The organism is Paenibacillus sp. FSL K6-1096 (genome assembly GCF_037977055.1).
Classification (GTDB): domain Bacteria; phylum Bacillota; class Bacilli; order Paenibacillales; family Paenibacillaceae; genus Paenibacillus_AQ.
Map to the genome: position 1 here is coordinate 3,757,941 of NZ_CP150274.1, position 15,329 is coordinate 3,773,269.

11 protein-coding genes and 3 rRNA genes are annotated in these 15,329 nt (G+C 54.4%); all 14 read left to right on the forward strand.

Annotated features, from left to right (window positions below):
* Nucleotides 1–53: 53 nt before the first annotated feature.
* Nucleotides 54–992 (forward strand): cysteine synthase A, encoded by a 939-nt coding sequence (gene cysK / locus MHI24_RS16755; protein WP_340020686.1) that lies wholly within the window; start codon nt 54–56, stop codon nt 990–992.
* 302 nt (nt 993–1,294) lie between these two features.
* Nucleotides 1,295–2,908 carry an anthranilate synthase component I family protein gene (locus MHI24_RS16760; RefSeq protein ID WP_340026709.1) on the forward strand — a complete coding sequence of 538 codons (1,614 nt, stop codon included), beginning with the start codon at nt 1,295–1,297 and terminating at the stop codon, nt 2,906–2,908.
* Entirely contained in the window at nt 2,905–3,486 is a 582-nt protein-coding gene (pabA, locus tag MHI24_RS16765; RefSeq protein ID WP_340020687.1) for an aminodeoxychorismate/anthranilate synthase component II, read from the forward strand. Before MHI24_RS16760 ends, pabA begins: the two co-directional genes overlap by 4 nt.
* A complete protein-coding gene (locus MHI24_RS16770) occupies nt 3,483–4,361 on the forward strand; it encodes an aminotransferase class IV (protein WP_340020688.1) in 879 nt (292 codons plus the stop codon). The genes pabA and MHI24_RS16770 overlap by 4 nt, the downstream gene beginning before the upstream one ends.
* Nucleotides 4,358–5,215 (forward strand): dihydropteroate synthase, encoded by an 858-nt coding sequence (gene folP / locus MHI24_RS16775; RefSeq protein ID WP_340020689.1) that lies wholly within the window; start codon nt 4,358–4,360, stop codon nt 5,213–5,215. Before MHI24_RS16770 ends, folP begins: the two co-directional genes overlap by 4 nt.
* Before the next feature lie 34 nt (nt 5,216–5,249).
* A complete protein-coding gene (gene folB, locus MHI24_RS16780) occupies nt 5,250–5,612 on the forward strand; it encodes a dihydroneopterin aldolase (RefSeq protein WP_340020690.1) in 363 nt (120 codons plus the stop codon).
* A 9-nt stretch (nt 5,613–5,621) separates the two neighbouring features.
* The gene (folK, locus tag MHI24_RS16785) at nt 5,622–6,173 is read left to right on the forward strand and encodes a 2-amino-4-hydroxy-6-hydroxymethyldihydropteridine diphosphokinase (RefSeq protein ID WP_340020691.1); all 552 of its coding nucleotides are present in this window, start codon (nt 5,622–5,624) and stop codon (nt 6,171–6,173) included.
* Complete coding sequence (locus tag MHI24_RS16790; protein ID WP_274529173.1) at nt 6,140–6,334, forward strand: helix-turn-helix transcriptional regulator; 195 nt, start codon at nt 6,140–6,142, stop codon at nt 6,332–6,334. Before folK ends, MHI24_RS16790 begins: the two co-directional genes overlap by 34 nt.
* Nucleotides 6,335–6,379: 45 nt before the next feature.
* Complete coding sequence (gene dusB, locus MHI24_RS16795) at nt 6,380–7,396, forward strand: tRNA dihydrouridine synthase DusB (protein WP_340020692.1); 1,017 nt, start codon at nt 6,380–6,382, stop codon at nt 7,394–7,396.
* 224 nt (nt 7,397–7,620) lie between these two features.
* Nucleotides 7,621–8,100, forward strand: a complete 480-nt coding sequence (greA, locus tag MHI24_RS16800; protein ID WP_340020693.1) for a transcription elongation factor GreA — start codon at nt 7,621–7,623, stop codon at nt 8,098–8,100.
* Nucleotides 8,101–8,262: 162 nt separating this feature from the next.
* Complete coding sequence (lysS, locus tag MHI24_RS16805; protein WP_340020694.1) at nt 8,263–9,777, forward strand: lysine--tRNA ligase; 1,515 nt, start codon at nt 8,263–8,265, stop codon at nt 9,775–9,777.
* A 403-nt stretch (nt 9,778–10,180) separates the two neighbouring features.
* Nucleotides 10,181–11,741, forward strand: a 16S ribosomal RNA gene (locus MHI24_RS16810).
* A 301-nt stretch (nt 11,742–12,042) separates the two neighbouring features.
* A 23S ribosomal RNA gene (locus MHI24_RS16815) occupies nt 12,043–14,968 on the forward strand.
* A 58-nt stretch (nt 14,969–15,026) separates the two neighbouring features.
* Nucleotides 15,027–15,143 (forward strand): 5S ribosomal RNA (gene rrf, locus MHI24_RS16820).
* The 16S, 23S and 5S rRNA genes sit together here, the layout of an rRNA operon.
* Nucleotides 15,144–15,329 lie beyond the last annotated feature (186 nt).

Consider the following 15,329-nt stretch of genomic DNA (forward strand, 5'->3'; position numbering starts at 1 on the left):
TAATTAATTTTAATAGTATATAATTCATTTATCATTCCAAGGAGGTTTTATTCATGGCTAAAGTCGTCAATAGTGTAACAGAACTGATCGGAGGTACTCCGCTCGTTCGCCTGGGCCGGATTGTACCGGAAGGCTCTGCAGAGATCTATCTGAAGCTGGAATATCAGAACCCGGGCTCCAGCGTGAAGGACCGTATCGCCATCAGTATCGTAGAAGAGGCTGAGAAGGAAGGCCTGTTGAAGCCGGGCGGCACCATTATTGAAGCGACCAGCGGCAATACCGGGATCGGTTTGGCGCTTGTTGCCGCAGCCAAGGGCTACAAGGCCATTATTGTTATGCCTGAAACGATGAGCCTTGAGCGCCGTAACCTGCTGCGCGCGTATGGCGCTGAGCTGGTACTGACTCCTGGATCTGAGGGAATGAATGGTGCGGTCAAGAAGGCAGAGCAGATTCTGAGCGAGAACCCGGATTATTTCCTGGCTGATCAGTTCAAGAACAAAGCGAACGTGAAGATTCACCGTGAGACCACCGGGCCGGAGATCGTGGAAGCCATTGAATCCATCGGCGGTCCGCTGGATGCCTTCATCGCAGGTGTAGGTACAGGCGGAACCATCAGCGGTGCAGGTGAAGTGCTGAAGAAGCAATACCCTAATGTGAAGATCTATGCGGTTGAACCGGCAGCTTCGCCGATTCTGGCCGGCGGCAAGCCGGGTCCGCACAAGATTCAGGGGATCGGCGCCAACTTTGTCCCTGAGATTCTGAATCAGGATATCTACGACGAAATCATTCATGTAGAGAATGATGAAGCTTTTGAGACGGCCCGCCGTGTAGCGAAGGAAGCAGGCGTATTGTCCGGTATTTCTTCCGGCGCAGCTGTATTTGCAGCCCTCAAGGTAGCCAAGGAGCTGGGTGCAGGCAAGAAGATTGTCGTCATTATCCCAAGTAACGGCGAACGCTACCTGAGCACTCCGCTTTACAACTTTGAAGTATAAATTGCTGGGAACCAGCAGTTCACAAGAGTCTGCCTATCCGCTTCCGCAGGGATAGCGCAGGCTCTTTTTTTGGATAATAGAGGTTACGGGCTTTTCAAAGCCACCCGATGTACAGTATACTGACAGGCAATAAACTAGCTGTGCAGCTACACAAAACTTAAGCGTATGCTTCCGAAGCGAGTTTTGTTGCGAAACAAGTTCAATGAAGGATAGGCTACACAAAACTTTTAGCGTATGCTTCCGAAGCGAGTTTTGTACGAAGCAGGTCAGTGAAGATGAAGCTACACAAAACTTTTAGGAGGATGGGCGTGGAGATCTTAACAGCTTGGCAGGAATGGGAGCAGTGGAGCGGGGCCGGCGAAGCCTGGAGCGTTCTTCCTCTGATTCTGAAGGAACCGCAGGACAGCAAGGGACTGCCCGGCAGCTGGAAGCAGGCCTGGGAGCTGGCCTCGCCCTATTCGGTTGTTCTGGAGAGCGGAAAGGGCGGACGTTACACCTACCTGGGACTGAATCCAGTCTCTGTGATCGAAGGCAGCGGGAGGGCTGCGAGTCTCTATACACTTTCCGGCCCGGGTGAAGCCTCAGGCCAGACGCAAACAGCTCTGATTGAGGGCCAGCCGCTGGAGGTACTGCAGAACTGGATGAAGGCCTACACCTCGCCACGTCTGCCGGCTGAAGGCCTGCCGCCGTTCACCGGGGGCTGCATCGGGTTTCTGGGCTATGATGTAGCCCGCTCTCTGGAGAAGCTGCCGTCTCTTGCCAGACGTGATCCTGATCTCCCCGATTATCTGTTCATGCGGCTGGAGGAAGTGTGGATCTACGATCATCATAAGGATATGCTCTATTGCGCTGTGCATGTTCCTGTCCCTGATTCCCTGTCCGCCCGCTCTGATGGCTTAAGGACGCTGTATGATATGGCTGTGAACCGCGCACAGGATATGCTTAAGCAGTGGCATCTGATCTGTGCATCTGCCCGGGAAGCAGCAGCAGCCGCGCCAGACTATGCTGCAGCCGATCATGCCGAGTCCACCGGCGAGTGGCCCGGCATGAGCTCAGACTTCTCCCCCGCGCAGTTCCAGCTCGCGGTGTCGAAGGTCCAGGAATACATCCGCGCCGGCGATGTATTCCAGGTCAACCTCTCGCTGCGCCAGCAGGCGCGGCTCCGGTCCACACCCGAGAACGTCTACGAATGGCTCCGTAGACTCAACCCGTCCCCGTATATGGGCTTGCTCCGCACGCCCGGCTTCGCGCTCTCCAGCGCGTCGCCGGAGCTGCTCGTGAAGCTGCACGGGGACAAGGTCAGCGCCCGCCCCATTGCCGGCACCCGGCGCCGGGGCCATACTCCCGCGGAGGATGCCGCCATGGAGGCGGAGCTGCGCGGGAGCGAGAAAGAGGTCGCCGAGCATATCATGCTCGTCGATCTGGAGCGCAACGACATCGGCCGTGTCGCTGCCTACGGGACGGTCCGCGTGCCGGAGCTGCTGACCGTGGAGCGCTACTCGCATGTGATGCATCTCGTCTCGCAGGTGGAGGGCATCCTCGCCCCCGGCAGGGATGCCTATGACGTCATTGCTGCCCTTTTCCCCGGCGGCACCATCACCGGCGCGCCCAAGGTGCGCACGATGGAGATCATCGAAGAGCTGGAGCCGGTCCGGCGGGGACCGTATACCGGCTCCATGGGCTGGATTGACTATAACGGCAATATGGAATTAAATATAATCATACGCACATTAGCAGTGAAGGACGGAACCGGCTACATTCAGACAGGCGCGGGCATCGTGATTGATTCGGACCCTTACCGTGAATACCGGGAATGCCACAACAAAGCCAAAGCGGTAGTCAAGGCCATACTCTGCAGCGAGCAAGAGCAGGAATGGCGGGCTGCCCTCGGCGTCAAAGGGGGAAACGCACTATGATCTTGGTCATCGATAATTATGATTCCTTCACGTATAACCTGGTGCAATATCTGGGTGAGCTGGGGGAGGAAGTGAAGGTCGCCCGCAATGATGAGATCACCTTAGAGGAGATTGAGCAGCTGGCCCCGGATCATATTCTGATCTCACCGGGACCCTGCACACCGAATGAGGCGGGCATCAGCCTGGCGCTGCTGGAGCATTTCAAGGGGAGCATCCCGATCTTTGGCGTGTGTCTGGGCCATCAGGCCATCGGACAAGCCTTCGGCGGCAAGGTCATCCGCGCGGAGCGCCTGATGCACGGCAAAACCTCTCCGATTCACCACAAAGGCATCTCGGTCTTCGAAGGGATGGAGTCGCCGTTTACGGCAACCCGCTATCACTCCCTGATTGTCGAGCGCGAGAGCCTGCCTGATTGCCTGGAGATTACGGCTGAGACCGCAGAAGGCGAGATCATGGGTCTGCGCCATAAGGAATACCCGATTGAAGGTGTTCAGTTTCACCCCGAATCCATTATTACGGATCACGGGCACACGATGCTGCGCAATTTCCTGAAACGGAGAGCCGGAGAACCGGCATGAAATATATAGGAGTGAACAACAAAGCAGTCGCAGCCAAAGACGCCGTGGTCTCCGCTCTGGATCACGGCTTTTTGTACGGCATGGGCCTGTTTGAGACCTTTCGTACCTACGGGGGCCGGCCTTTTCTGCTGGAGCGGCATTTGCAGAGAATGGCTGAGGGGTGCAGACAACTGGGGATTCCCTTTGAGCCGGATGAACAGGGGCTGAAGGAATGGATTGCCCTGCTGATGGACAAGAATGAGCTGGACGAAGCCTACATCCGCTACACCGTGACGGCCGGGGAGGATATTCTGGGCCTGCCGTCCGCAAGCTATAACCAGCCTAATCATCTGCTGTATGTGAAGGCCCTGCCGGCAATCCCGCCCGGTCTCTACACAGAAGGCAAAGAGCTTCAGCTCCTCAACCACAGGCGCAACACCCCGGAAGGCCCGGTACGGCTGAAGTCGCTGCATTATATGAATAATATTCTGGCGAAGCGGGAACTGTCACGGTATCCGTCAGCGGCCAGAGGGGCCGAGGGGCTGATGCTGACGGCACAAGGCGGGCTGGCCGAAGGCATTGTGAGCAATATTTTCTACATCACCGGTAATTGTCTGTACACACCCGCTATTGCAACAGGCATTCTGCCGGGAATTACCCGGGAAATGGTGCTCGAACTGGCGTCAGCAGCAGGGCTGAAGACGGAGCAAGGCTTGTATACCATGGAGCAGCTTGAGCAGGCGGCTGAGATCTTTCTTACCAATTCTGTGCAGGAGCTGGTTCCGGTGACCACCCTCTGGACCGGGGAGCGGCAGATCATCATAAGCGGCGGGCGCTGCGGGGAACGGACCAGTGTACTGTTGAAGCTGTATAGAGAAAGGACGGGGCGCGAATGAAGCCGGTTATCTACAAACGGAGCTACCGCTGCGGAAGCACTGAGCTGACCTTGGGCGGTCGGACCCTGATTATGGGCATTCTCAATGTGACGCCGGACTCCTTCTCTGACGGGGGATTATGGACGGACCCGGAGCGGGCGGTTCAGCATGCGCTGCAGATGGCGGCTGAAGGGGCGGATATCATTGATATCGGCGGAGAATCCACGCGTCCCGGCCATCAGCCGGTAGCTGCGGAAGAGGAGCTGGCCCGTGTGCTGCCTGTGATCGAGAGCATACACCGGGCGGCTCCGCACCTAGTGCTGTCCATCGATACCTACAAGGCGGAGGTTGCCCGCCAGGCGCTTCAGGCTGGTGCGCATATCATCAACGATGTGTGGGGGGCCAAGGCCGATCCGCAGATGGCGGCAGTGGCTGCGCAGGCAGACTGTCCGGTTATTTTGATGCACAACCGCCGTGACCGCAACTATCAGGATCTGCTCAGCGATATGACCGAGGATCTGAACGGAAGCATTCAGCTCGCTCTGGCGGCCGGAGTGAAGCGGGATAACATAATTCTGGACCCGGGCATCGGGTTCGCGAAGGATCACACCGAGAATCTTCAGGTCATGACAGGCCTGGGAAGGCTGACGGAGCTGGGGTACCCCGTGCTGCTGGCCACTTCGCGCAAAAAATTCATCCGCACCATACTAAATCTTCCGGCTGAGGATGTGGTGGAGGGCACTGCGGCTACCGTCGCTTTTGGCATCGCCCAGGGCTGTCAGATCGTTCGGGTCCACGATATTGCTTCAATCAAGCGGACCGTAGACATGTGTGACGCCATGCTGTATGCCGGATCACCCCGCTTGCGCGAGTAGAAGAATAATCTCAGAAGAAGGCAGGGACCTTGTTATGGATAAAATGAAGCTCCACCGTATGGAATATTACGGCTTCCACGGTGTGTACGAAGAGGAACGCAGACTGGGCCAGCGCTATTATGTGGATCTGGAGCTGGAGCTTGATTTGCAGCCGGCCGGCCGCAGCGATGATCTGGAGCAGACCGTGAATTATGCCGAAGTGCATGCCCTGGTCAAAAAAATTGTCGAAACCACCTCCTTCAAGCTGATCGAAGCTTTGGCGGAACATATTGCATCCGGACTACTGGACACTTATACTGTTATCAGTGCCGTGACGGTCAAGGTGACCAAGCCGCATCCGCCCTTTGATATTCATTTTCAGGGAGTGACCGTAGAGCTGCGCCGGAGCAGAAAGTGAGACAGACTGATGAATACACATTCCACCTCTGAGGCATCAGAGGCTTATATTGCTTTAGGGGCTAACCTGGGTGACCGGCAGGGCACCTTAAGAGAGGCCTTGAACCGGCTCATGCAGCACGAAGAGATTGAGGTTCTGCGCACCTCCCGGGTGTACGAGACCGATCCTGTCGGCTATCTGGACCAGCCCCAGTTTCTGAATATGGCCGCTGTGCTCCGTACCACCCTGGCCCCGGAAGCGCTGCTTCAGGTGATGCTGGAGACGGAGAATCAGCTCGGACGTGTCCGCGATATCCGCTACGGGCCTAGAACCGTGGATCTTGATTTATTATGGGTAGAGGGAATGAGCATGGATACGCCGGATTTGACGCTGCCGCATCCAAGGATGCTGGAGCGGGCGTTTGTTCTGCTGCCGCTCTGCGACATCGTTTCTGACAATGAAGAGTCCTTCGTATTCCGCAGTTTAATTACATCAGCGCTTCAAGACATAGACGGAAAGGAAGGAATTCGCTTGTGGACAACAAACGTATGGGAAGGCGGGTCAGAGCGTTCCGGAAGCTGAAGGGCTACACTCAGCAGGAGCTGGCGGATTCTGTCGGAATATCGCTTGCTGTGCTTGGCGCAGTGGAGCGTGGCAACAGACGTTTGGAAGATCAAATTTTAAATAAAATTGCAGCTTTTCTCGGAGTGACCGTTGAGGAACTGGCCAACCCGGAGCCTTGAGGCACGGATGAACGCTATTAAAGAGTAAAGGGAAGGGATTCAAGCATGCTGAAGATTGGTGATATTGAATTGAAAAACCAGGTTGTCCTGGCACCTATGGCCGGCGTGTGCAACCCGGCGTTCCGTCTGATTGCCAAGGAATTCGGGACCGGCCTGGTCTGTGCTGAAATGGTCAGCGGCAAAGCAATTGTCCACGGCAACGCGCGTACGCGTGAGATGCTGTTTGTCGATGAGCGCGAGAAGCCGCTGAGCCTGCAGATTTTTGGCGGAGACCGGGAGTCGCTGGTGGAAGCGGCCCGAATTGTCGATAAAGAGACAAATGCCGATATTATTGATATTAATATGGGCTGCCCGGTGCCGAAGGTAACGAAATGTGATGCCGGAGCGCGCTGGCTGCTGAACCCGGACAAAATCTACGAGATGGTATCGGCCGTAGTCGAGGCCGTTGATAAGCCGGTCACCGTGAAAATGCGGATCGGCTGGGACAGCGAGCATATCTTCGTTGAAGAGAATGCGCGGGCTGTCGAACGGGCCGGAGGCCAGGCGGTCAGCGTGCATGGACGTACCCGTGAGCAGCAGTACACCGGGCGCGCCGACTGGAATTATATCCGCATGGCTAAGCAGGCGGTATCCATCCCGGTCATCGGCAACGGTGATGTGAACACCCCGGAGGATGCGCGGGCGATGCTGGACCAGACGGGCTGTGACGGCGTTATGATCGGGCGGGGCGCACTCGGCAATCCTTGGATGCTGTACCGGACCATTCAATACCTGGATACCGGAGTGCTGATGCCGGAGCCGAGCCCTGACGAGAAGATCAAGGTGGCCATTCTGCATATGGACCGTCTGATTGCGCTCAAGGGGGAGGCGGTGGCGGTGCGCGAAATGCGCAAGCATCTGGCCTGGTATCTCAAAGGGTTCAAGGCCGCAGCCCGCGTGAAGGACGTTATTATGGAAGAAACGAAACGTGACGAGATGGTTCGGATTTTGGAGGATTTTGTCGGGCAGCTTCAGCAGGATGAGGAGCAGGATCGCGCAGATCATGTCCTTTCCGCCGTCTGATCGGCACATTTTCCCGGGAAGCAAGTCCTATCCTGTGTGCTTTATTGAGTATCGCTAAACATTATATGGGGCGTCATTGACATTTTGTAGCGGTTCCAATATAATTTCACAGTATAAAATCGCCGTTACAGCAGGAGCAATGGTGCAGGAGGGTTCTTATCCCTCCGGATTCGCATATAGTATGGTGTTTTCAATAAATGTATACGACAGGAGAATCGGTTGAGATGAGCGATAAAGAAGTCATTCTTACACCGGACGGACTTAAGCGTCTGGAAGAAGAACTGGAGACCCTCAAATCCGTTAAGCGCCGCGAAGTGGCGGAACGTATCAAAGTGGCGATCGGCTACGGAGATATCAGTGAGAACTCGGAATATGAAGACGCCAAGAACGAGCAGGCTTTTATTGAGGGCCGTATTATTACCTTGGAGAAAATGCTCCGCAACGCCCGCATCATTAACAGTGATGAGATTGCTACCGATGTGGTCAGTGTAGGAGTTACGGTTACCGTAGAAGATATGGAGTATGGCGACACTATGGAATATACTATCGTAGGCACTGCCGAATCCGATCCGCTCAATAACAAAATCTCCAATGAGAGCCCTGTTGGAAGAGCAATCATCGGCAAGAAGGTCGGTACCATTGTGGATGTAAGTGTTCCAGCAGGCGTCATTCAATATAAAATTCTCGATATCAAAATGAAGTAGATCCGAAAGCTTCCTTAGGGGAGCTTTTTTCGCAATGCTTCTAACCAAAAAATATGGGTGAACACATACAGCTTATATTTTGTACCGGAACGGACTGTCCCCGGATTGGGACGGAGCCGTTTCTTCTTTTGTATACCGCGAGAGTAAGAAAGGATGAAGAACATGACGGAAGAATTGAACAACGTCGAAACCACAGAGAATGAGCTTAGTGAATTGCTGAAGATCCGCCGGGGGAAGCTGGACGAGCTCCGCGCCCTCGGGATTGACCCGTTCGGCAAGAAATATGACCGTACCGCTGCTGCGGGCGATCTTCTGGCCAAATATGACGGACAAACCAAGGAAGAGTTGGACGAGCTGGCCTTGGAGGTTAGTGTGGCCGGACGCATTATGGCTAAGCGGGTAATGGGTAAAGCCAGCTTCTCGCACATTCAGGACCTCAGCGGCAAAATCCAGATTTACGTGCGGCAGGACAGCATTCCCGAGTCCCAATACGCTGCCTTCACCATCCTCGACCTTGGCGACATCATCGGTGTCCGGGGAACTCTGTTCAAGACCAAGACCGGCGAAACCTCTATTAAAGTAGATCATCTGGAGGTACTGTCCAAGTCCCTGCTGCCGCTTCCCGAGAAGTATCATGGACTGAAGGATGTGGAGCTGCGTTACCGCCAGCGTTATGTGGATCTGATCATCAACCCTGAGGTTCAGCAGACCTTCATCACCCGTTCACGGATCATCCAGTCGATGCGCCGTTATCTGGACTCGCTGGGCTATCTGGAGGTCGAGACCCCAACCCTGCACTCCATCGCAGGCGGAGCTGCGGCACGTCCGTTCATCACCCATCACAATACGCTGGACATGCAGCTGTATATGCGGATCGCCATCGAGCTGCACCTGAAGCGCCTGATTGTCGGCGGTCTGGAGAAGGTATATGAGATCGGCCGCGTCTACCGCAACGAGGGAGTCTCGACCCGCCACAATCCGGAATTTACAATGATTGAGCTGTATGAAGCGTATGCGGACTACAAGGACATTATGCATCTGACCGAGAGCCTGATCGCTCATATTGCCCAGGAAGTGCTGGGCAGCCAGGTGATTGAGTACCAGGGGCATGAAGTGAACCTGTCCCCGGGCTGGCGCCGTGTAACCATGGTGGATGCTGTCAAAGAAGTGACCGGAGTAGACTTCGGCGTTCAGATGTCGAATGAAGAGGCCCATGCGCTCGCTAAGGAGCACCGGGTACCGGTAGAGAAGCACATGACCTACGGGCATATCCTGAATGCGTTCTTCGAGCAGTTTGTAGAGGAGACCTTGATTCAGCCGACCTTCGTGATGGGACATCCTGTCGAAATTTCACCGCTTGCCAAAAAGAACGATCAAGACCCGCGCTTCACCGACCGTTTCGAGCTATTCATTGTGGCCCGCGAGCACGCGAACGCGTTCAGCGAGCTGAATGATCCGATTGACCAGCGTCAGCGGTTCGAGGCACAGATTCAGGAGAAGGAGCAGGGCAACGATGAAGCCCATGAGATGGACGATGACTTCATCCGTGCGCTTGAATACGGTATGCCGCCTACAGGCGGACTGGGAATCGGCGTAGACCGTCTGATTATGCTGCTTACCAACGCTCCGTCGATCCGTGATGTGCTGCTGTTCCCGCATATGCGCAATAGAGATTAATCGTTCTTGGATTGATACCAACACTCCCGGGGAAGCTGCTTAGGCGGTTTCCTGGGGACAGTGCTGGGACGAAGGAAAGTTAGACTTAAACTTCTGTAATAAAAAGCTTGCAATGAATCTCTAACCATGGTATATTCTATTTCTGGCTGCGAAACATCAACGCCTTGCTCGAAAAGAAGTTAAAAAAAGAGCTTGCATTGATCGGTCGGATGTGATATATTATAAGAGTTGCTGGCGACGAGATAATGATCGCTGACAACGAGCTTGATCTTTGAAAACTGAACAACGAGTGAGTATCGGAAATCACCTCGGTGATTCCAAATTAGAGAATGTAACCATTCTCGTCAGATGTTTCAAAATGAGCTATCGCTCTTTCTATAAGCGCTTACTTCGGTAAGCGTCCTAATTGGAGAGTTTGATCCTGGCTCAGGACGAACGCTGGCGGCGTGCCTAATACATGCAAGTCGAGCGGAGTCTTGTTGGAAGCTTGCTTCCAACTTGGCTTAGCGGCGGACGGGTGAGTAACACGTAGGCAACCTGCCCCTAAGACTGGGATAACTACCGGAAACGGTAGCTAATACCGGATAATCTCTTTCCTCTCCTGAGGGAAGAATGAAAGGCGGAGCAATCTGCCGCTTGGGGATGGGCCTGCGGCGCATTAGCTAGTTGGCGGGGTAACGGCCCACCAAGGCGACGATGCGTAGCCGACCTGAGAGGGTGAACGGCCACACTGGGACTGAGACACGGCCCAGACTCCTACGGGAGGCAGCAGTAGGGAATCTTCCGCAATGGGCGACAGCCTGACGGAGCAACGCCGCGTGAGTGATGAAGGTTTTCGGATCGTAAAGCTCTGTTGCCAGGGAAGAACGTCCGGTAGAGTAACTGCTGCCGGAGTGACGGTACCTGAGAAGAAAGCCCCGGCTAACTACGTGCCAGCAGCCGCGGTAATACGTAGGGGGCAAGCGTTGTCCGGAATTATTGGGCGTAAAGCGCGCGCAGGCGGCTATTTAAGTCTGGTGTTTAAACCTTGGGCTCAACCTGGGGTCGCACTGGAAACTGGGTGGCTTGAGTACAGAAGAGGAAAGTGGAATTCCACGTGTAGCGGTGAAATGCGTAGAGATGTGGAGGAACACCAGTGGCGAAGGCGACTTTCTGGGCTGTAACTGACGCTGAGGCGCGAAAGCGTGGGGAGCAAACAGGATTAGATACCCTGGTAGTCCACGCCGTAAACGATGAGTGCTAGGTGTTAGGGGTTTCGATACCCTTGGTGCCGAAGTTAACACAGTAAGCACTCCGCCTGGGGAGTACGGTCGCAAGACTGAAACTCAAAGGAATTGACGGGGACCCGCACAAGCAGTGGAGTATGTGGTTTAATTCGAAGCAACGCGAAGAACCTTACCAGGTCTTGACATCCAACTAACGAAGCAGAGATGCATCAGGTGCCCTTCGGGGAAAGTTGAGACAGGTGGTGCATGGTTGTCGTCAGCTCGTGTCGTGAGATGTTGGGTTAAGTCCCGCAACGAGCGCAACCCTTGACTTTAGTTGCCAGCAGGTTGTGCTGGGCACTCTAGAGTGACTGCCGGTGACAAACCGGAGGAAGGTGGGGATGACGTCAAATCATCATGCCCCTTATGACCTGGGCTACACACGTACTACAATGGCCGGTACAACGGGAAGCGAAGCCGCGAGGTGGAGCCAATCCCAGCAAAGCCGGTCTCAGTTCGGATTGCAGGCTGCAACTCGCCTGCATGAAGTCGGAATTGCTAGTAATCGCGGATCAGCATGCCGCGGTGAATACGTTCCCGGGTCTTGTACACACCGCCCGTCACACCACGAGAGTTTACAACACCCGAAGTCGGTGGGGTAACCCGCAAGGGAGCCAGCCGCCGAAGGTGGGGTAGATGATTGGGGTGAAGTCGTAACAAGGTAGCCGTATCGGAAGGTGCGGCTGGATCACCTCCTTTCTATGGAGAATCGTTTCCTGCAACGGAAACATTCAAATTTGAAATCTAGCCGGTCGGCTAGTTACTCACTCGTTGGTCAGTTTTGAGAGTTTAAGCTCTCAGTTTCTGAAAGGTTTGGACGATCACGAAAGTGCCGTTAAACGTTTCAGACTACAACTTGATCCTTGAAAACTGGATACCGAAACGAATTTGCGTTTTAGAACATCTTTTAGCTGAAACTTGTGTAAACAAGTGGAAATAGTTATTAGTTGCTACTGAGTGAAGGTTTTGGATTGTGTAAACAAGCCAATACCGGAACGTTGGTTAAGCTACTAAGAGCACACGGAGGATGCCTAGGCGCCAGGAGCCGACGAAGGACGTGGCGAACAACGAAACTGCCTCGGGGAGCTGTAAGCAAGCTTTGATCCGGGGGTGTCCGAATGGGGAAACCCAGCTGTGGTAATGCACAGTTACTCGTATCTGAATACATAGGATGCGTAGAGGCAGACCAGGGGAACTGAAACATCTAAGTACCCTGAGGAAGAGAAAACAATAGTGATTCCGTCAGTAGCGGCGAGCGAACGCGGAACAGCCTAAACCAAGGGGCTTGCCCCTTGGGGTTGTGGGACGTCTCACATGGAGTTACAAAGGAATATGGTAGGCGAAGAGGTCTGGAAAGGCCCGCGATAGAGGTAAAAGCCCTGTAGCCCAAACTGTGTTCCCTCCGAGACGGATCCCGAGTAGTGCGGGGCACGTGAAACCCCGTATGAATCTGGCAGGACCATCTGCTAAGGCTAAATACTACCTGGCGACCGATAGTGAATCAGTACCGTGAGGGAAAGGTGAAAAGCACCCCGGAAGGGGAGTGAAATAGAACCTGAAACCGTGTGCTTACAAAAAGTCAGAGTCCTCTATATGGATGATGGCGTGCCTTTTGTAGAATGAACCGGCGAGTTACGTTCAACATGCAAGGTTAAGGTGAGAAGCCGGAGCCGCAGCGAAAGCGAGTCTGAATAGGGCGACTGAGTATGTGGGCGTAGACCCGAAACCGTGTGATCTACCCCTGTCCAGGGTGAAGGTGCGGTAACACGCACTGGAGGCCCGAACCCACGTACGTTGAAAAGTGCGGGGATGAGGTGGGGGTAGCGGAGAAATTCCAATCGAACTCGGAGATAGCTGGTTCTCCCCGAAATAGCTTTAGGGCTAGCCTCGGTGAATGGAGTGGTGGAGGTAGAGCACTGATTGGGTGCGGGGCCCGCAAGGGTTACCAAGCTCAGTCAAACTCCGAATGCCACTTACTTCTTGCCGGGAGTCAGACAGTGAGTGCTAAGATCCATTGTCAAAAGGGAAACAGCCCAGACCATCAGCTAAGGTCCCCAAGTGTGTGTTAAGTGGGAAAGGATGTGGAGTTGCACAGACAACCAGGATGTTGGCTTAGAAGCAGCCACCATTGAAAGAGTGCGTAATAGCTCACTGGTCGAGTGACTCTGCGCCGAAAATGTAACGGGGCTAAACACACCACCGAAGCTATGGCTTGATGCTTGCATCAGGGGTAGGGGAGCGTTGTATGCGGGTTGAAGGTGTACCGTAAGGAGCGCTGGACAGCATACAAGTGAGAATGCCGGTATGAGTAACGAAAAGATCAGTGAGAATCTGATCCGCCGAAAGCCCAAGGTTTCCTGAGGAAGGCTCGTCCGCTCAGGGTAAGTCGGGACCTAAGGCGAGGCCGACAGGCGTAGTCGAAGGACAACAGTTTGAAATTACTGTACCACCGTAATCCGCTATGAGCGATGGGGTGACGCAGGAGGGTAGTGACGCGGACTGATGGATGTCCGTCTAAGCAGTGAGGCTGGTGTGCAGGCAAATCCGCACACTGTTAAGGCTGGGCTGTGATGGGGAGCGAAAATTACAGTAGCGAAGGTCATGATCTCACACTGCCAAGAAAAGCCTCTAGCCAGGAGAAGGTGCCCGTACCGCAAACCGACACAGGTAGGCGAGAAGAGAATTCTAAGGCGCGCGGAAGAACTCTCGTTAAGGAACTCGGCAAAATGACCCCGTAACTTCGGGAGAAGGGGTGCCTCGGTAGGGTGAATAGCCCGAGGGGGCCGCAGTGAAAAGGCCCAAGCGACTGTTTAGCAAAAACACAGGTCTGTGCGAAGCCGCAAGGCGAAGTATACGGGCTGACGCCTGCCCGGTGCTGGAAGGTTAAGGGGAGTGGTTAGGGGTAACCCGAAGCTATGAACCGAAGCCCCAGTAAACGGCGGCCGTAACTATAACGGTCCTAAGGTAGCGAAATTCCTTGTCAGGTAAATTCTGACCCGCACGAATGGCGTAACGACTTGGGCGCTGTCTCAACGAGAGATCCGGTGAAATTTTAATACCTGTGAAGATGCAGGTTACCCGCGACAAGACGGAAAGACCCCATGGAGCTTTACTGCAGCTTGATATTGAATTTGGGTACGATCTGTACAGGATAGGTGGGAGCCGTGGAAAGCGGAGCGCAAGCTTCGCTGGAGGCGCCGTTGGGATACCACCCTGATCGTATCTAGGTTCTAACCTGGTACCCTAAGCGGGTACGGGGACCGTGTCAGGCGGGCAGTTTGACTGGGGCGGTCGCCTCCTAAAGAGTAACGGAGGCGTTCAAAGGTTCCCTCAGAATGGTTGGAAATCATTCGAAGAGTGCAAAGGCAGAAGGGAGCTTGACTGCGAGACCTACAAGTCGAGCAGGGACGAAAGTCGGACTTAGTGATCCGGTGGTACCGCATGGAAGGGCCATCGCTCAACGGATAAAAGCTACCCTGGGGATAACAGGCTTATCTCCCCCAAGAGTCCACATCGACGGGGAGGTTTGGCACCTCGATGTCGGCTCATCGCATCCTGGGGCTGAAGTAGGTCCCAAGGGTTGGGCTGTTCGCCCATTAAAGCGGTACGCGAGCTGGGTTCAGAACGTCGTGAGACAGTTCGGTCCCTATCTGTCGTGGGCGCAGGAAATTTGAGAGGAGCTGTCCTTAGTACGAGAGGACCGGGATGGACGTACCGCTGGTGCACCAGTTGTTCCGCCAGGAGCATGGCTGGGTAGCTACGTACGGACGGGATAAGCGCTGAAAGCATCTAAGCGTGAAGCCCCCCTCAAGATGAGATTTCCCAGTATGTAAGACCCCTTGAAGACGACGAGGTAGATAGGTTGGAGGTGGAAGTGCAGCAATGCATGGAGCTGACCAATACTAATCGGTCGAGGGCTTATCCAATAAACTAACACACAAATTCGTTTCGGATTCAGTTTTCAGGCGATTAAGCCTGTAATCGTTTGGTGGCGATAGCGGAAGGGTTCCACGCGTACCCATCCCGAACACGACCGTTAAGCCTTCCAGCGCCGATGGTACTTGGACCGAAGGGTCCTGGGAGAGTAGGACGCCGCCAAGCACACAAAACCACTGTTGATCACTCGACAGTGGTTTTTTTGTATGCATGGACAGCATGGATAATGAGATGGGCGATGTCTGAATGGATCGGATAAACGGGGATGAAAGACACTGGGGAAGTAGTTGGATTTTGTACACTTGCTGGGGAAGGAATGGACGATCCTCAGACAGCAGTTGGATAAACAAC

Coding starts and splice junctions, on each gene's coding strand:
- folK (WP_340020691.1), top strand. CDS start 5,622: ATGAATACACATTCCACCTCTGAGGCATCAGAGGCTTATATTGCTTTA.
- dusB (WP_340020692.1), top strand. CDS start 6,380: ATGCTGAAGATTGGTGATATTGAATTGAAAAACCAGGTTGTCCTGGCA.
- cysK (WP_340020686.1), top strand. CDS start 54: ATGGCTAAAGTCGTCAATAGTGTAACAGAACTGATCGGAGGTACTCCG.
- greA (WP_340020693.1), top strand. CDS start 7,621: ATGAGCGATAAAGAAGTCATTCTTACACCGGACGGACTTAAGCGTCTG.
- MHI24_RS16770 (WP_340020688.1), top strand. CDS start 3,483: ATGAAATATATAGGAGTGAACAACAAAGCAGTCGCAGCCAAAGACGCC.
- MHI24_RS16790 (WP_274529173.1), top strand. CDS start 6,140: ATGGGAAGGCGGGTCAGAGCGTTCCGGAAGCTGAAGGGCTACACTCAG.
- pabA (WP_340020687.1), top strand. CDS start 2,905: ATGATCTTGGTCATCGATAATTATGATTCCTTCACGTATAACCTGGTG.
- lysS (WP_340020694.1), top strand. CDS start 8,263: ATGACGGAAGAATTGAACAACGTCGAAACCACAGAGAATGAGCTTAGT.
- folB (WP_340020690.1), top strand. CDS start 5,250: ATGGATAAAATGAAGCTCCACCGTATGGAATATTACGGCTTCCACGGT.
- folP (WP_340020689.1), top strand. CDS start 4,358: ATGAAGCCGGTTATCTACAAACGGAGCTACCGCTGCGGAAGCACTGAG.
- MHI24_RS16760 (WP_340026709.1), top strand. CDS start 1,295: ATGGGCGTGGAGATCTTAACAGCTTGGCAGGAATGGGAGCAGTGGAGC.